The sequence below is a fragment of the Asanoa siamensis genome, from assembly GCF_016862555.1.
GTDB classification, from domain to species: Bacteria; Actinomycetota; Actinomycetes; order Mycobacteriales; family Micromonosporaceae; genus Asanoa; species Asanoa siamensis.
Genome location: NZ_BONE01000013.1, coordinates 16,420 through 33,486, shown reverse-complemented (window position 1 = coordinate 33,486; position 17,067 = coordinate 16,420). Strand labels below are relative to the sequence as shown.

Here is a 17,067-nt window from a genome sequence, read left to right as displayed (position 1 = left end):
GTGGCGGGTCAGTGGTCGGCGCTGTTCCAGTCGCGGCCCAGGCCCACCGAGACCTCGAGCGGCACCGCCAGCGGATAGGCACCGCCCATCGCCGCCCGGACCAGCTCGTCCATCTGGTCGCGTTCGCCCTCGGCCACCTCGAAGACCAGCTCGTCGTGGACCTGGAGGAGCATCCGCGAGCGCAGGCCGGCTGACTTGAGCGCCTCGTCGACCCTGAGCATCGCGATTTTGATGATGTCGGCCGCCGAGCCCTGGATCGGGGCGTTGAGCGCCATGCGCTCCGCCATCTCGCGGCGTTGGCGGTTGTCGCTGACCAGGTCCGGTAGGTAGCGGCGGCGGCCGAGGATCGTTTCGGTGTAGCCGTCCTGGCGGGCCCGGTCGACGATCGCCCGGAGGTAGTCGCGGACGCCGCCGAAGCGGTCGAAGTATTCGTCCATCAGGCCGCGGGCCTCGTCGGCCCCGATGCCGAGCTGCTGCGAGAGGCCGTAGACGCTCAGGCCGTAGGCCAGGCCGTAGTTCATCGCCTTGATCTTGCGGCGGTGGTCGGCCGTGACCTCCTCCAGCGGCATCGCGAAGACCGAGGAGGCCGTGGCCGCGTGGAAGTCGGCGCCCGAGTTGAAGGCGTCGATGAGCGCCTCGTCCTTGGACATGTCGGCCATGATCCGCATCTCGATCTGGCTGTAGTCGGCGGTCATCAGCGTCTCGTAGCCCTCGCCGACCACGAACGCCCGCCGGATGCGGCGGCCCTCCTCGGTGCGGATCGGGATGTTCTGCAGGTTGGGGTCGGTCGACGAGAGCCGGCCCGTCGCCGCCACCGTCTGGAAGTAGGTGGTGTGGATGCGGCCGTCGTCGGAGACCGACTTGAGCAGTCCGTCCACGGTGGACTTGAGCTTGGCCACGTCGCGGTGGCGCAGCAGGTGCTCGAGCAGCGGGTCGCCGGTCTGGGCGAACAGGCCCTGCAGCGCGTCGGCGTCGGTGGTGTAGCCCGACTTGATCCGCCGGGTCTTCGGCAGCCCCCGCTCCGTGAAGAGGATCTCCTGGAGCTGCTTGGGCGAGCCGAGGTTGAACTCACGGCCGTGCACCGAGTAGGCGGCCTGCGCCGACGCCTTCACCTCGGCCGCGAAGTGGGCCTCGATGTCGGACAGATAATGGGTGTCGGCCGCGATGCCGACCTGCTCCATGCGGGCCAGCACCTCGGAGAGGGGCAGCTCGACGTCGGCCATCAGGCGCACCGACAGCTCACCGTCGCGGGACAGCTCGGCGTCGATCGCCTCGGCCAGGTCGAGCGTGGCGCGGGCCTGCAGCATCAGGTTCTGCTCGGCGACGCCCTCGTCGCCGCCCAGGCCGTCGATGGTGAGCTGGCCCGTCTCGGGCACGTCGACGCGTAGCTCGCGGTGCAGGTAGCGCAACGCCAGGTCGGCCAGGTCGTAGGTGCGCTGGTCGGGACGGGCCAGGTAGGCCGCGATCGCCGTGTCGCGGGCGACGCCGCGCAGCCCCCAGCCGCGGGCCCCGAACGCCAGCCGGGCCGGCTTGCTGTCGTGCAGCACCTTGGGGTGGTCGGTGGAGTCGAGCCAGGCCGCGACCGCCTGCTCGTCGGCGGGCTCGAGCTGGGTCGGGTCGAACCAGGCGGCCGGCCCGTCGGCGGTGGCCAGCGCGATGCCGGTCAGCTCGCCGGTGCCCCGGCCGAAGTGGCCCGCCACGGCCACACCGGTCGCCACGCCCGGGCGGACGTGCTCGGTGAGCCAGCCCGCGACCGCGCCGGCGGCCAGGACCTCGCCGAACAGGTCGAAGCCGGACTCGGCCTCGGGCTCGACGGCGTCGAGGTATTGGTAGAGCCGCTCGCGCAGCACCCGGAACTCGAGCGCGTCGAAGATCTCGTGGACCTTCTCGCGGTCCCACCCGTGCCAGCGCGCGTCCTCGGGGCCCATCTCGAGGTCGAGGTCGCAGACGAGCGCGTTGAGCTCGTAGTTGCGCATCACGTTGGCCAGGTTGGCGCGGAGGTTATCGCCGGCCTTGCCCTTGATCTTGTCGGCGTTGGCGATCACGCCGTCGATGCCGCCGTATTCCTTGATCCACTTGGCGGCGGTCTTGTCGCCGACGCCCGGCACGCCCGGCAAGTTGTCGCTGGTCTCCCCGACCAGCGCGGCCTTGTCGCGGTAGCGGGCCGGCGGCACGAAGTATTTGGCCTCGACGGCCTCGGGGTTCATCCGCCAGACCTCGGACACGCCGCGCACGGGGTAGAGCACCGTCACGTGCTCGTCGACGAGCTGGAACGCGTCGCGGTCGCCGGTGGAGATGATCACCTCCATGCCCGCCGCGCGCGCCTGGGTGGTCAGCGTGCCGATCACGTCGTCGGCCTCGTAGCCGGGTTTCTCGACGACCGGGATGCGCAGCGCCGCCAGCACCTCCTTGACGAGGCTGACCTGCCCCTGGAACGGCTTGGGGGTCTCGGAGCGGCCGGCCTTGTATTCCGCGTAGCGCTCGGTGCGGAACGACTGCCGCGACACGTCGAACGACACGATGATGTGCGTCGGCTTCTCGTCGCGCAGCATGTTGATCAGCATCGACGTGAACCCGAACACCGCGTTGGTCGACTGCCCGGTCGCGGTGGAGAAGTTCTCCACGGGCAGGGCGTGGAACGCGCGGTAGGCCAGCGAGTGGCCGTCGAGCAGCAGGATCCGGGGTTGGTCGCTCACCCGAGCGATGCTAGTCGGCGGGTATGACATGTTGCTCAGCCGGGCGGCGCTGTTTCGCCCCTGATGTCGGGTTATCCAGATCAAGGCCAAAAGCCCGCGTTCCCGGGCCCGCGGTGGTACGGACCGTCGCTCCCGCCGGACACCGCTCGCTCACGCGTCGCTGCCACCTCCGCCGCGGCGAACGCTTCCTTTCCTGTCAGTCCCCGACGTCGGCGCCGGTGGGCCGCAGGCCGCCGGCGGCGTGGGACAGGGCCACGCGGAACTCGGCGTAGGTGGCCGCGCCCAGGCGCTCGGACAGCTCCTGCTCGATCTGCTGGACCAGTTCGTCGGAGATCCGCATCATCTCGCGCCCCCGGTCCGTCGGGACGATCAGCTTGGCGCGGCGGTCGGCCGGGTCCGGCTCGCGCCGCACGTACCCCAGGCGTTCCAGCTCGTCGATGATCGCGCCCATCGTCTGCTTGTTGCGGCCCGACAACCGGGCCAGCTCACCCGGTCGGGTGCCCTCTTCGTCCAGGTACGCGAGCACCGCGCCGTGTCGGGGCCGCGCGTCCGCGAAGCCCCGTTCCGCCGCCCGTGCGAAGAGCTCCCGCTGGACACGGGCCGAGAGCTGCACGGACAGGATGCCGAGGTCCGGCTCCCGCTCCTTGCGTGTGCTGCGCTTCATAATTGGTCCAATCATTGGACAGTCATGTTCTTGGACTATACAGTTCTCGACGGCACGCGGCCGGACCACGGCGCGGCCGATGGATCGTTCTCGAGGAGCAAAGTCATGACCATTCTGGTGACCGCCGCGAACGGCATGGTGTCCAGGGAGGTGCTGCGGGCGCTCACCGCCGCGGGTACGACGGACGTACGCGCGCTGGTCCGCGACCCCGCCACCGTGGCCCACGTCCCCGGCGTCGAGTACGTCGCCGCCGACCTCGACCAGCCCGACACCCTCATCCCGGCGTTCCGAGGCGTCGACAAGCTGTGGCTGCTGACCCCGATGGGCGCGCAGGCCCCGGCGCAGAGCAGCGACCTGCTGTGGGCCGCCCGCAAGGCCGGCGTGCAGCATGTCGTCCGGATGTCGGCGATCGGCGCCGCGCACGACGCGCCCACCCGCAACGGCCGGCTGCACGCGCTCTCCGACGCCGAGCTGGAGAACTCGGGCATACCGTGGACGATCCTGCGCCCGACCAACTTCATGCAGAACCTGATCGGCTCCGTCGCCGGCGAGGAGATGTTCGGCATCTACGGCGAGGGCAAGGTCGGCGCCGTCGACGTGCGCGACATCGCCGCGGTGGCGGCCGAGATCCTGCGGGCCCCGGAGCGGCACGCGGGGAAGATCTACACCCTCACCGGCCCGACGAGCTTCTCCCTGCACGAGGCCGCCGAGGAGGCCGGCCGCGCCCTCGGCCGCCTGGTGAAGTACGCGCCGGCGGACCCGGAGGGCGTACGCACGTTCCTGCTGCAGCTCGGCCTCCCGGACTGGTACGCGGCGATGCTCCGCGACTACCGGGCCGCGTACGGCGCCGGCTGGGCGGACTTCACCAACGACCACGTCGAGCAGGTCATCGGCCGCTCACCGCGATCCCTGGCCGAGTTCATCCGCGACCACAGCGACCAGCTCAGCAACGACAACTGACCCACCCGGTTCGGCGTCACGGGCCGGCCAGGACGCGCCGCGACGTGCTTGGCTGACGCCGTGCGTACGCCCGACCCGGATCTGGACTGGTTGCTGTTCACCCAGTCTGGCGTGCTCACCTACCGGCAGGCGCTGGTCCACCTGAGCCCCGCCGCCGTGCGCCACCGAGTCAGCTCGGGCCGCTGGCGGCGGGTCTGCCAAGGCGTCTTCGTCGCAGGGCCCGGGACGTCCCGGTTCGACCAGCACGTGTGGGTGGCGGTGCTGGCCGCGGGCGACGGCGCGCTCCTGGCCGGGCTGGCCGCCGCACGCGCCGGCGGACTGCGCGGTCGGTGGCGCCGCGAAGCGATCGACGTCCTCCTGCCCGCCGGACGGAAGGCACCGGACCTGCTCAGGCGGTTGCCCCTGGACCTGGCCGCGGTCAAGGTCCGCCGCACCACCGTCCTGACCCCCGCGGAACGGCAGCGCGGGCGCCCGGACCGCACCACGATGCCGCGGGCCGTGGTCGATGCCGCGCAGTGGGCACCCGACGACAACGAGGCCCGCACGGTGGTCGTTTCGGCCTGCCAGCAGCGCCTCGTCCTGCCGTCGGAGCTTCTCGCCGTCACCAGCCGGATGCCGCGGGCACGGCGCCGCGCGCTCGTGATCACGACAGCCCTCGACGCCGCGGGCGGCGCCGGGTCACTCGCGGAGATCGACCTCGTCCGGCTCTGCGCTCGGCATCGCCTGCCCAGACCGAACCAGCAACATCGCCGAACCGACGCCGCGGGGCGCACCCGGTACGTGGACGCCTACTGGCGGCAGTTCGGCGTGCACGCCGAGGTCGACGGGGCGCACCACACCGACCCGGTGCAATGGGAGGCCGACATGCGCCGGCAGAACGACATCTGGATCGCCGGTGACCGCATCCTGCGCTTCTCGGCGGCGATGGTCCGAAGCCGGCCGGGCGAGGTCGCCGACCAGCTCGGCCGCGCCCTCACGGCGGCGGGCTGGCGGGGCCCCAAGGACGGCAAGCGCCGGATCTAGGCAACCCCTCGTCCCTGGTGCGACAACAACCACCCAAGATCGCGAAAAGAGGCGGCCGAGCCGCCGGGCTAGCGGCGGCTCGCTCGCGGTCTCGAGCACGCGACCGTCACGCGCGGTACGCGCGGTGTCGCGGCGCTTCCGCAATCAAACGCGCTGCGGCGCGTCCATGCCGGCGACGACGGATCTAGGTAGGGCGTCGCGGCTCCAACCGCAACAAACAACCAAGATCCGCGAAGCGGCAGGCAACGCGACCAGCGCGAGCGGGCGCCCGGTCCGGGATCGCGACCGGCACACAACGCGATCTTGGCAAACGGACGCCGCTACAACCGCGACAAACAACCAAGATCCGCGAAGCGACAGACAACGCGCGATCACCGCGAGCGGGCGCCCGGTCCGGGATCGCGACCGGCACACAACGCGATCTTGGCAAACGGACGCCGCTACAACCGCGACAGCTTTCCAAATCCGCGCAACGCGGTCGCCGTGGGCCGCGCGATCTTGGTGAATGGTCGCGGCCGGAGGCACCACGAACGACCAAGGTCCGCGGAGGTGCTCGCCGAACGAGTACCAGACCGGCAGCGCGCCGGTGGAGCCGGGCGCCGGGGCCGCCCCACGCCCCCATGGAGAGCGGTCGTGACCGCCGCGCGAGACCGCCCGGCAGGGCGCTCACCGCCGCCGAGGCGCCGCGGTCCCGCTTGGTGGCTGCGCGCGGTTCGCGCTGTTGCGGTTGGTGTTGTGGTGGCGGTGCGTCGGCGTGGCGGTCGCGGTCCGTCGGCTTGGTGTTTGTGGGTGGTTTGGCGTGGTCATTCGCGCGGTCACGCCACAGGCCACTCCGCGCGGTCACGCCACAGGCCTCTCCGCGCGGCCATGCCACAGCCCACTCCGCGCGGCCACGCCCGCGGGTCGGTGCCGCGGTCTCGTGCCGCGGCCCCGGAGGGAGTCGGGTCGGTGGGAGCGCAAGGCGAAGGCCCGGCCCACCGTGGCGGTGGACCGGGCCTTCGGGTGTGGATCAGGCCACGCCGAGGTAGGCGTCCTTGACCGCCGGGTCGTGCAGGAGCTCCTGCCCGGTGCCCTCCTTGACGATCGAGCCCGTCTCCAGCACGTACGCCCGGTGGGCGCGGGACAGCGCCTGCTGGGCGTTCTGCTCGACGAGCAGGATCGTCGTGCCGTCGCGCTGGTTGATCTCCGTGATGATCTCGAAGATCTGCTGGATCAGCATCGGGGCCAGGCCCATCGACGGCTCGTCCAGGAGCAGGAGCTTCGGCCGGCTCATCAGAGCGCGACCCACCGCCAGCATCTGCTGCTCACCACCGGAGAGCGTGCCGCCCGCCTGCTTGAAACGCTCGCGCAGCCGGGGGAACAGGTCCAGCACGTGGTCCATGTCCTTGGCGATGTTGCCGGTGTCCTTGCGGGTGTAGGCACCCATCTCCAGGTTCTCCCGCACCGTCATGCCCGGGAAGACGCCCCGGCCCTCGGGTGACTGGCAGATGCCCTGGATGACCCGCAGGTCGGCGCGCATCCGGGTGATGTCGACGCCGTTGAAGCGGATCCGGCCGGAGGCGATCGCGCGCACGCCCGAGACCGCCCGCATCGTCGTCGTCTTCCCGGCACCGTTGGCGCCGATCAGGGCCACGATCTCGCCCTCGTTGACGTGAACGGTGATCCCGTGCAACGCCTGGATCCGGCCGTACAGCAGGGTGATGTTGTCGACCTCAAGCAGCATCTGCGGGCACCCCCAGGTACGCGGCGATCACCTTCGGGTCCTGCCGGACCTCGGCCGGCGAGCCCTCGGCGATCTTCTTGCCGAACTCGAGCACCACGAGCCGGTCGGTGACGCCCATGACGAGGCGCATGTCGTGCTCGATGAGCAGCACGGTCACGCCGGTGTCGCGGATGTCGCGGATCAGCTGCAGCAGCGAGTCCTTCTCGGCCGGGTTGAAGCCCGCCGCCGGCTCGTCGAGGCAGAGCATCGTCGGCCGGGTGGCCAACGCCCGGGCGATCTCCAGGCGGCGCTGCTCGCCGTAGGAGAGGTTGCGGGCCGCCTCGTCGTGCCGGCGGATGCCGACGAAGTCGAGCAGCTCGCGGGACCGCTCCCGACCGCTGCGCTCCTCCTGCCAGTAGCGCGGCAGGCGCAGCAGCGCGCTGGGGACGCTCGTCTTGTGGTGCGCGTCGGCGCCCACCATGACGTTCTCCAGTGCGCTCATCTCGGGGAAGAGCCGGATGTTCTGGAACGTCCGGGCGATGCCCATCTTGGTGATCTTGTAGCGGGCGCGACCGCTCAGCTTCTGGCCCTGGAACCGGATCTCGCCCGAGGTCGGGGTGTAGACGCCGGTCATGGCGTTGAAGCAGGTGGTCTTGCCGGCCCCGTTGGGACCGATCAGACCGAGGATCTCGCCCTCGTACAGGTTGAAGTTGACCTTGTCGAGCGCGACGACGCCGCCGAACCGCAGCGTGACGTTGTCGACCTCGAGCAGGGCCTTCTTCCCGGCCGGCACCGGCGCCGCGGCCGGCGTCGACTCGCCGGACGGCGGCTCGGCCGGCACGCCGACCGTGGTGCGGGCGTCGGGCGCCGCGTCGCGCTCGCTGGTGACGTCGCGCTCGCTGGCGTCCTGTGGCTCCGGAGGCGTCTCAGGCACCGACCATCGCCTCCTTCTCGCGGTCCTTGATCTCGGCGGCACGCCGCCGGTTGGGCCACAACCCTTGTGGTCGGAAAATCATGACCACGATCAGAATTATTCCGAAGAACAGGTAACGCAGGTTGGTGGCGCTGATGTCATAAGGTTCGCCGGCGATGCGCACGTTTTCGGGGAGGCCGAACACGTCACCGATCGAGCGCAGCCACTCGGGCACGTAGATGACCAGGAAGCCACCCAGGATCGCGCCGCCGATGTTGCCGGCACCGCCGAGCAGCACCGCCGCCAGCACCAGGATGGACTGTTCCAACCGGAACGTCGAGGCGTTGACGAAGTTGGCCTGCCCGGCCCAGAGCGCGCCGGAGAAGCCGCCGATGCCCGCGCCCATGGCGAACGCCCAGATCTTGAACTTGTAGGTCGGCACGCCCATCAGCTCGGCGGCGTCCTCGTCCTCGCGGATCGCGACCCAGGCCCGGCCGACCCGGCTACGCACGAGGTTCCGGATCAGGAAGACCATGCCGATGATGACCGTCAGGACCAGCCAGTAATAAGGCTTGGCGTCGAACGCGAAGATCGGCGAACCGTCGGCGTTCTTGCCCGGCGGGTGCGCGATCTCGGAGATGCCCCGGTCACCGTTGAAGATCCAGTCGTTCTGCTGCGCGACGATCCGGATCATCTCGGCGAAGCCGAGCGTGACGATCGCCAGATAGTCGCCTCTGAGCCGGAGGACCGGCCAGCCGAGTATCACGCCCGCCAACAACGACAACGCGATCGCTATCGGCAGGGCGACGAGCCACGGCCAGGGGCTCTCGAGCCAGTTGTACTCGGTGAAGATCTTGCTGCGCGGCGACGTCAGCGTGGCGACGGTGTAGGCGCCGACCGCGAAGAAGCCGAAGAAGCCGAGGTCCAGCAGGCCCGCGTAGCCGACCACGATGTTCAGGCCGAGCGCCAGCAGGATGTAGTACCCGCACTGGAACAGCACCGTCGCCATGTCGTTGCGCGTGGTGTAGAGCGGGATGTATTCACCCAGCGGCAGGCCCAGGTATTCGTAGAAGCCCTTGTTGGGCAGCGCGTAGAGGAACACGATGAAGACCACGATCAGGCCGATCTTGCTGGCCTTCGGCAGCCGGTCGAACCGTGCGCTCACACCGTGGCGGAAGTCGCGCCACCGGGTACGGACGTCGGTCATGCGCGGGCCCTCCCGAGCGACTCGCCCAACAGACCGGTCGGGCGGAACATCAGAAGCAGGATCAGCACGAGGAACCCGATGAAGTCACGGAAGTTCGTGCCGAACACGGCCGAGCCGTAGTTTTCCGCCAGGCCGAGCAGGATCCCGCCGAGGGCGGCGCCGCGCAGGTTGCCGATGCCGCCGAGCACCGCGGCGGCGAACGCCTTCAGACCGATCAGGAAGCCCACGTTGAACCGCGTGCTCGCGGCCTTCATGTCGGACAGCACCGCGGCCACACCGGCCATCAGGCCACCGATCAGGAAGACCAGCAGGATGACCCGGTTCTTGTTGACGCCCATCAACGCGGCGGTGTTGGCGTCCTGCGCCACCGCCCGGATGCCCCGGCCGAACTTGGTGCGCTGCACGAACCAGTCCAGCGCGACCATCATGAGGATCGCGACGGCGATGGTGGTGAGCTGCAGCGGGGTGACCTGCCACGAGCCGATCGAGAAGAGCGGGTCGGTCGGCAGCATCGCCGGCACGCCGAACTGGCGGCGGTTGGTGAACGCGGCCATGCCCTCGGAGAGCACGAACGAGGCGCCGATCGCGGTGATCAGGAACGCGAGGGGTGGCGCGTTGCGCGCCCGTAGAGGTCGATAGGCGGTCACTTCCACGAGCATCGCGAAGATGCCGCAGAGGATCGCCGCGACAACGATGGCAAGGGCGATGAGCCCCAGCGCACCGCCGACCGAGGGGCGGGGTGAGTTGGCGTCGAAGCCGAACGCCGACCAGGTCCAGATGGCACCGAAGGTGCCGATCATGAAGACGTCGGAGTGCGCGAAGTTGATCAGGCGCAGGACGCCGTACACGAGCGTGTATCCCAGTGCGACCAGTGCGTAGATCGCGCCCTGGGTCAACCCGGTGACCGTCAGCACCGGGAAACCGTTGATTAGTTCATTCATTTGCTACAGGTTCTCCCGGGAGATCCTTCAGTCAAGGCCGGTGCGGCCGGGCTTTGTCTGCCCGGCCGCACCGGCATGGGTTGACGACCGTCGTGCCCGTCACGGAAGAGCCGGCCCGCTGCGGTGCGGCGAGCCGGCGCGACCGTGGATCAGGCCTTCGGGATCTCCTTGTCCGGCGCCCAGGCGCCGTTCTTGGCGATGTACGACCAGACGCGAACCTGGGCCGGGTCGAGCTCGCCCTTGTCGTCCCACTTGTAGGTGACGCCCGTGGCGGAGCCGGCCTTGTTGTAGGACTTCAGGAACGCCTGGATGTCGGCGCGGCTGGACTTACCCTCGCCGATGGCCTCGAGGTAGATCTTGGTGAGGTCGTAGGCGACGTCCGCGTACACGCCCGGCTCGGCGTTGAACTCGGCCTTGAAGTCCTGCACGAAGGTGCCCTTGGCGGTGGTGGCCGGGGCGCAGGGGCAGGTCGCGACCGCACCCTCGACGTCGGCGTTACCGGTCACGGACAGCATGTTGGCGTCGTAGATGCCGTCGCCGCCGACGAACGTGCCCTTGTAGCCACCGGCCCGCAGCTGCTTGAGGAACGGGCTGGCCTCCTCGGTGTAACCACCGTAGAAGAGGGCGGTCGCGCCGCTCGAGGTCACCTTGGTGACGATGGCGCTGAAGTCCTGCTGGTTGTCGGTCGCCTTGTCCGAGGCGACGACCGTCGCGCCGAGCGCCTTCTTGACCTCGTCGGCCAGACCGGCGCCGTACGCCGACTGGTCGTCGACGACGAAGACCTTGGCGGCGTTGATGCTCTTGATGTAGGCAGCGGCGGCCGGGCCCTGCGAGAAGTCGTTGCCGACGCCGCGGTGGAAGATGGCCCAGCCGTTGTCGGCCAGGCTCGGCCGGGTCGCCGACTGCGTGATGACCGGGAGGCCGGCCTGCTGGAAGATCGGGTTCGCGGTCTCCGACTCGCCGGAGAACGCCGGGCCGACGATGCCGACGACCTTGGCGTCGCCCACCGCGCTGGTGGCCAGACCACCGGCAAGCTCCGGCTTGCCCTGCGAGTCGTAGGCCTGGATCGAGACCTTGCAGTCGGCGTGCTCGGCGTTGTACTGCTTGACCGCCAGGTCCGCGGCCTGCTTGCCCGGGGTCACCAGGCCAGCGTCGCCGCCGGAGAGCGCCCCGAAGAAGCCGATCTTGAGGTCGCACACCTTGCTGGCGCTGCCGCCCTCGGTGCCGCCCTCGTCCTGCTTACATGCAGCCGCGCCGCCCAGGACGAGCGCCGCAAGCGCGACCCCGCCGATGGCGCGTACGAAAATCTGCCTCAAGGCTGAAGCCCCTTCTCCATCCATCAGCCCGCCGTCGCGGGCCGGGAGGTGCAACGACGAACCGGACCGTTCACCCGGTCTGGGCCGGGACGTTATCCCACTACAGCGACCAACGTAAGGCCTCACTAGGCGCGTTGACGCAACCGTTACTTAGGGTGTCGGAATTGGCTCGCCCGGTGTCACAGTCGACGGTCGTACGCCGAGGTCACGCCCTGGGAAACTGGCTTGCCCACACGGTGCTGGCACTGCCGTCGTCGGTCAGCAACAGGAGGGTGTCTCCGGCTCCGCCCACGGAAACGGCCGTCCCACCGCCCGGTCCGACCTGGACAGGGGTGGCCACGCCGCGCCAGTCGTTACCGGTGAGATCCGCGGTCCACAACCGATGCCCGTCGGCGCCGACGGTCGCGGCGACCACGGCGGAGTCCAGCACCGCGACCGCGTCGACGCCCGCGATCGAGCCGACTCCCGTGTTTCCGAACCGTTTCGGGCCGGACCAGCCGCCGGTGCCGGTCGCGTCGCCGCTCCACGCCGCGAAGGCGGTGCCGGCGACGCCGAACGCCACGGTCCCGTCGGGCGTACGGGCGAGCCGCTGCGCCTGTTCATCATCGACGGTCCCAGGGAGTGGGATACGGGTCCATACCTCACTATCGACGGAGGTCCATACATAAGGATCCCGGTCGATCCGTCCGGCTGGCCGCCCGGCGCCCGCGACCACCCAGCCGCCCGGCACCGCGACCGTGTCGACCGCCGACGTGGCCAGCTCCGCCGAGTTGGCCAACGGCGCCAGGTCCTCGTGGATGGTGAAGGCGGTGGCGTCGGGCGAGGTCCAGACCGTCGCGCCGCCGGCCCGGTTGCCGGCGATCAGCCAGCCGCCGGGGCCGCCGCCGGCGATCCGGTTGACGCTGACCTGACGCGGGCCGCCGTAGAGCTCGAAGTCCAGGGACGGCACCCCGACGAGCGTGCCGTCGGCGCGGGAGTAGAAGGTGCGGACCCGCGGGTTGCCGTGCGCGCCACCGCTCTTCGCGCCGATCGCGGCGACCAGGCCGCCCTGGCAGCCGAGGGCCGAGAGCACGCTGCGGATGACGTAGTAGTCGTCGCCGGTCTCGACCGGGACCACCGCCCAGCCGCTCGCGGCCGCCGGGTCCGCGGTGCGCCAGAGCGCCGGCCGGGTCTCCCCCGCGGGCGTGCTGACGCCGCCGGCCACGTACCACGCCTGCCCGCACCGGGTCGCGTCCCGCACCATGATCCGGCCGGCGGCCCCCGCCGGCATCGGCAGCGTCAGCTGCTTCCACTGTGGAGAGACCGGTGGCGGGGTAGGCGGGTCGCCCGGGGTGCAGGCGGCCACGGCGAGCAGCAGCGCCGCGAGCGCGGTGAACCGGGCCGGCGGGCGCATCGCCGGGCTTAGGGGGTGTCGGTGGTGTCGGGGGCCGCGCCGCCGACGCCCTCGGCGACGATCCGGTCGGCGACCTCGCGCATCGTCATCCGGTGGTCCATCGCGGTGCGCTGGATCCACTTGAAGGCCTGCGGCTCGGTCATCCCGTAGCTCGTCATCAGCGCGCCCTTGGCCCGCTCGACGCTCTTGCGGGTCTCGAGCCGGTCGGCCAGCCCCGCCACCTCGGACTCGAGGGAGGCGATCTCCGCGTAGCGCGACAGGGCGATCTCGATCGCCGGCACCAGGTCGCTCTTCTGGAACGGCTTCACCAGGTAGGCCATCGCGCCCGCGGCGCGCGCCCGCTCGACGAGGTCGCGCTGGCTGAACGCCGTCAGGATGACGACCGGGGCGATCCGCCCGCCGACGATCCGCTCGGCGGCGGCGAGCCCGTCCATGATCGGCATCTTGATGTCGAGGATGACCAGATCCGGCTTGAGCTCCTCGGCCAGCCGCACGGCGGTCTCGCCGTCGGCGGCCTCGCCGACCACGTCGTAACCCTCTTCGGTGAGCATCTCCGAGAGGTCGAGGCGGATCAGGGCCTCATCCTCGGCGATCAGCACGCGCCGACGCTCGGCAGTCTGCGACTCGCCCACGAAGCCTCTCCCCAGGTGTGCAATCCACGACCGGCCTGTCCGGTGTCGCGCTCCTTAGCGTAGTAGGTAGGCTGAGTGCGCTTCATCCTCGTGGCGTCTAGACGACCATGGTCCCCGTAGCCCAACGGCAGAGGCACGGAGCTCAAACCTCCGACAGTGTCGGTTCGAATCCGACCGGGGGCACCACTGGCCCCAGTGGTGCCAGGCCGTCAATGCCAGCCTGCGTAGACTCGGTGGGACAAATCCCCACCAAGGAGTCATCGATGCTCACCATGCAGGAAGCCCTGTCGCGGCTCACCGCCTACTGGGTCGATCAGGGTTGCCTGACGGTGCAGCCGATGAACACCGAGGTCGGCGCCGGCACGCTCAACCCGGCCACCTTCCTGCGGGTGCTCGGGCCGGAACCCTGGCGCGTGGTCTACGTCGAGCCCTCGGTGCGGCCCGACGACTCGCGGTACGGCGAGAACCCGAACCGGATCCAGACCCACACCCAGGTTCAGGTCATCCTCAAGCCGGAGCCGGGCAACGCCCAGGAGGTCTACCTCGGCAGCCTGGCCGCGCTGGGCATCGACGTCGCCGCGCACGACGTCCGGTTCGTCGAGGACAACTGGGCCTCCCCCGCGCTGGGCATGTGGGGCCTCGGCTGGGAGGTCTGGCTCGACGGCCTGGAGATCACCCAGTTCACCTATTTCCAGCAGGCGGGTGGCGTCACCCTCGAGCCGCCGTCCGTGGAGATCACCTACGGCATCGAGCGGATCCTGATGGCCCTGCAGGGTGTGCGGCACTTCAAGGACATCGCGTACGCCCCGGGGGTCAGCTACGGCGAGGTCTTCGGACAGCCGGAGTACGAGATGTCGCGGTACTACCTCGACGACGCCGACGTGGCGACCAACCGGCAGCTGCTCGACCTCTACGCCGGCGAGGCGCAGCGGATGGTCGAGGCGGGGCTGCCGGTGCCCGCCCACAGCTACGTGCTGAAGACCTCGCACGCGTTCAACGTCCTCGACGCCCGCGGCGCCGTCTCCACCTCGGACCGGGCCGCCGAGTTCGGGCGGATGCGCCGGCTCGCCGGTGACGTCGCCAAGCAGTGGATCGCCCGCCGGGAGGAGCTCGGCCACCCGCTGGGCACGGTCGCGGCGACGCCGGCCGCGCAGCCGCCGGCCGAGGCCGTCGACGGGTCGCCGGGCGTGCGGCAGCTCGTCTTCGAGATCGGCACCGAGGAGCTGCCGCCCGCCGAGGCCAGGGCCGCGCGGGAGCAGGTGCGCCGCGAGCTGACCGAGCGCCTGGCCGCCACCCGACTGGCGCACGGCGAGATCACCGTGCTGGCCACCCCGCGCCGGATCGTCGCGGTCGTCGACGCGGTGGCCGACCGCGAGCAGGACCACGTGCGCACGGTCCGCGGTCCCAAGGTCGCGGCCGCGTACGACGCCGCGGGCGAGCCGACCCCGGCCGTCCGCGGGTTCGCCCGGTCGCAGGGTGTCGAGCTGGCCGACCTCGAACAGCAGGACGTCAACGGTGTGGCCCACGTGGCGGTGGTGAAGCACGAGGCGGGCCGTCCGGCCGGCGAGGTGCTGGCCGACGTGCTGGCCAAGGTGGTCACGGCGCTGCGCTCCGCGAAGAACATGCGCTGGAACGACCCCGCGCTGTCGTTCACGCGCCCGATCCGCTGGCTGCTCGCGCTGCGCGGCGACGAGGTCGTGCCGTTCGCGGTCTCGACGCTGGCCGCCGGCCGGGAGACCCGGGTGCACCGCACCGCCGAGTCGCCGACCGTCGTCGTCAACAGCGCGGAGACCCACCTCGACACGCTGCGCGCGCACGGCATCGTGGCGGATCCCGACGAGCGCCGGTCGGAGATCGTCGCTGACGCGCAGCGGCTCGCCGCGGCCGCCGGCGGACAGGTCGACGTCGAGGACGAGCGCGCGCTGATCGACCAGGTCACCTACCTGGTCGAGCGGCCGACGGCGCTGCTCGGCCGGTTCGACGAGAGCTACCTGCGGCTGCCCGAGGCGGTGCTGGCCACGGTCATGCGCAAGCACCAGCGCTACCTGCCGGTGCGCGCCGCCGACGGCTCGCTGCTGCCCTGCTTCGTGGCGGTGGCCAACGGCGACATCGACGAGGACCTGGTCCGCGCCGGCAACGAGGCGGTGCTGCGGGCCCGGTACGAGGACGCGGCCTTCTTCTACCGCGCCGACCGGGACACCCCGCTGGACGCGATGCGCGACCGGCTCGAGCGGCTCACCTTCACCGACAAGCTCGGCTCGATGGCCGACCGGGCGGCCCGGATCAGCACGCTGGCCCGTACCCTGGCGAACTCCTCCGGTCTCGGCGGCGCCGACCGCGACACCCTGGGCCGGGCCGCCGAGCTGGTCAAGTTCGACCTCGGCGCGCAGCTCGTCACGGAGATGACCAGTCTCGCGGGCGTGATGGCGCGCGACTACGCCGCGCACGCCGGCGAGCCCGCCGCGGTCGCCGAGGCCGTCTTCGAGAGCGAGCTGCCGCGCAACACCGGCGACGCCGTGCCGTCGCACGTGCCCGGTGCCGTGCTCTCGCTGGCCGACCGGCTCGACCTCGTCACGGGCATGGCGGCCACGGTCGGGCTGCCGACCGGCAGCAGCGACCCGTTCGCGGTGCGCCGCGCGGTGCTGGGCCTGCTCGCCGTGCACCGCACCGGGCTGGTGCCGGTGAGCCTGACGGCGGCCATGGCCGACGCGGCCGCGTTGCAGCCGGTCGAGGTGTCCGGCCAGGTGCTGGCCGACGCGGCCGAGTTCCTCACCCGCCGGCTGGAGCAGGTGCTGGTCGAGGAGGGGCACCCGGTCGACCGGGTCCGCGCGGTGCTGCCGCACGCCGACCGCCCGGCGCTGGCCGACCAGTTGCTGCACCAGCTCGACGAGCTGGTCAAGGACGAGCGGTTCCGGGCGCTGGTCGAGGCGATCCAGCGGGCGCGGCGGATCGTGCCGGCCGGGACGCCCGCCGGCTACGACGTGGCCGACCTGGTCGAGCCGGCCGAGCGCCGCCTCGACGAGGTGGTCCGCTCGGTCGCGGTGTCGGGCCCCGACCTGGTCGCGTTCCTGTCGGCCGCGGGCAAGGTCACCGAGCCGGTCAACACCTTCTTCGACGAGGTGTACGTGATGGCCGAGGAGCCGGCCCTGCGCCGCGCCCGCCTGGGCCTGCTCGCGACGGTCCGGGACCTTGGCGCCGGCATCCTGGACTGGGACCATCTCCGGATGTGACGACGCCACAGGAGATCTTCCAGCGGTACATCCACGCCGGGGCGATGACGCGCGATCCCGACGCGCTCGCCGCACTGTTCACCGCGGACGGCGTCTACGAGGCACCGTTCGCGCGGGACGGGGACGCCGTCCCGCGCCGGTTGGCGGGCCGGGAGGCCATCCGGGCCGGCATGGCGGCGGCCTACCTTCGGCTGCCGGCCCCGGCGGACGACCCGGTGGACCCGACCCGGACGTCCTTCACGCTGCACGCCACCGCCGAGCCGGACGTCTTCATCGCCGAGATCGACACCGCGTTCGTCTCGGGCGCGACGATGTCGCTGGTGCAGATCTTCCGGGTCCGGGACGGCCTGATCAGCCACCTGCGGGACTACTTCGCGCCGTTGGGCTGAC

At 71.0% G+C, this 17,067-nt stretch carries 13 protein-coding genes and 1 tRNA gene; 5 read left to right on the top strand and 9 right to left on the bottom strand.

Annotated features, from left to right (window positions below; all coding sequences use genetic code 11):
* Positions 1–8 precede the first annotated feature (8 nt).
* Complete coding sequence (gene polA / locus Asi02nite_RS10735; RefSeq protein WP_239126631.1) at positions 9–2,696, bottom strand: DNA polymerase I; 2,688 nt, start codon at positions 2,694–2,696, stop codon at positions 9–11.
* A 196-nt stretch (positions 2,697–2,892) separates the two neighbouring features.
* On the bottom strand, positions 2,893–3,360 hold the full coding sequence (locus tag Asi02nite_RS10730) for a MarR family winged helix-turn-helix transcriptional regulator (RefSeq protein WP_203712189.1): 468 nt from the start codon (positions 3,358–3,360) through the stop codon (positions 2,893–2,895).
* A 105-nt stretch (positions 3,361–3,465) separates the two neighbouring features.
* On the opposite strand from Asi02nite_RS10730, the gene Asi02nite_RS10725 reads away from it, so the two are divergent.
* On the top strand, positions 3,466–4,320 hold the full coding sequence (locus tag Asi02nite_RS10725; RefSeq protein ID WP_203712188.1) for an SDR family oxidoreductase: 855 nt from the start codon (positions 3,466–3,468) through the stop codon (positions 4,318–4,320).
* Positions 4,321–4,380: 60 nt separating this feature from the next.
* Positions 4,381–5,343, top strand: coding sequence for a putative endonuclease domain-containing protein (locus tag Asi02nite_RS10720; RefSeq protein ID WP_239126630.1), 963 nt, complete (start codon positions 4,381–4,383; stop codon positions 5,341–5,343).
* Positions 5,344–6,352: 1,009 nt separating this feature from the next.
* On the opposite strand, the gene Asi02nite_RS10715 is transcribed toward Asi02nite_RS10720, so the two are convergent.
* The 7 genes from Asi02nite_RS10715 to Asi02nite_RS10685 all read right to left on the bottom strand — a co-directional run bounded on the left by Asi02nite_RS10715 (position 6,353) and on the right by Asi02nite_RS10685 (position 13,447).
* Positions 6,353–7,066: an ABC transporter ATP-binding protein gene (locus tag Asi02nite_RS10715; protein ID WP_203712185.1), complete on the bottom strand. Its 714-nt coding sequence runs from the start codon at positions 7,064–7,066 to the stop codon at positions 6,353–6,355.
* Positions 7,056–7,886 carry an ABC transporter ATP-binding protein gene (locus Asi02nite_RS10710; RefSeq protein WP_373312226.1) on the bottom strand — a complete coding sequence of 277 codons (831 nt, stop codon included), beginning with the start codon at positions 7,884–7,886 and terminating at the stop codon, positions 7,056–7,058. The genes Asi02nite_RS10715 and Asi02nite_RS10710 overlap by 11 nt, the downstream gene beginning before the upstream one ends.
* An 85-nt stretch (positions 7,887–7,971) precedes the next feature.
* The gene (locus Asi02nite_RS10705; RefSeq protein ID WP_203712183.1) at positions 7,972–9,165 is read right to left on the bottom strand and encodes a branched-chain amino acid ABC transporter permease; all 1,194 of its coding nucleotides are present in this window, start codon (positions 9,163–9,165) and stop codon (positions 7,972–7,974) included.
* On the bottom strand, positions 9,162–10,106 hold the full coding sequence (locus Asi02nite_RS10700) for a branched-chain amino acid ABC transporter permease (protein WP_203712181.1): 945 nt from the start codon (positions 10,104–10,106) through the stop codon (positions 9,162–9,164). Before Asi02nite_RS10700 ends, Asi02nite_RS10705 begins: the two co-directional genes overlap by 4 nt.
* A 149-nt stretch (positions 10,107–10,255) precedes the next feature.
* On the bottom strand, positions 10,256–11,422 hold the full coding sequence (locus Asi02nite_RS10695; protein WP_203712179.1) for a branched-chain amino acid ABC transporter substrate-binding protein: 1,167 nt from the start codon (positions 11,420–11,422) through the stop codon (positions 10,256–10,258).
* A 205-nt stretch (positions 11,423–11,627) separates the two neighbouring features.
* Positions 11,628–12,815 carry a hypothetical protein gene (locus tag Asi02nite_RS10690; protein ID WP_203712177.1) on the bottom strand — a complete coding sequence of 396 codons (1,188 nt, stop codon included), beginning with the start codon at positions 12,813–12,815 and terminating at the stop codon, positions 11,628–11,630.
* Positions 12,816–12,823: 8 nt separating this feature from the next.
* Positions 12,824–13,447 carry an ANTAR domain-containing response regulator gene (locus tag Asi02nite_RS10685; protein ID WP_203712176.1) on the bottom strand — a complete coding sequence of 208 codons (624 nt, stop codon included), beginning with the start codon at positions 13,445–13,447 and terminating at the stop codon, positions 12,824–12,826.
* A 110-nt stretch (positions 13,448–13,557) separates the two neighbouring features.
* On the opposite strand from Asi02nite_RS10685, the gene Asi02nite_RS10680 reads away from it, so the two are divergent.
* The 3 genes from Asi02nite_RS10680 to Asi02nite_RS10670 all read left to right on the top strand — a co-directional run bounded on the left by Asi02nite_RS10680 (position 13,558) and on the right by Asi02nite_RS10670 (position 17,066).
* Positions 13,558–13,633, top strand: a tRNA-Leu gene (locus Asi02nite_RS10680).
* Between the two features lie 77 nt (positions 13,634–13,710).
* Positions 13,711–16,677, top strand: a complete 2,967-nt coding sequence (locus Asi02nite_RS10675; RefSeq protein ID WP_203712175.1) for a glycine--tRNA ligase — start codon at positions 13,711–13,713, stop codon at positions 16,675–16,677.
* Positions 16,674–17,066, top strand: a complete 393-nt coding sequence (locus tag Asi02nite_RS10670) for a nuclear transport factor 2 family protein (RefSeq protein WP_203712174.1) — start codon at positions 16,674–16,676, stop codon at positions 17,064–17,066. Before Asi02nite_RS10675 ends, Asi02nite_RS10670 begins: the two co-directional genes overlap by 4 nt.
* Position 17,067 lies beyond the last annotated feature (1 nt).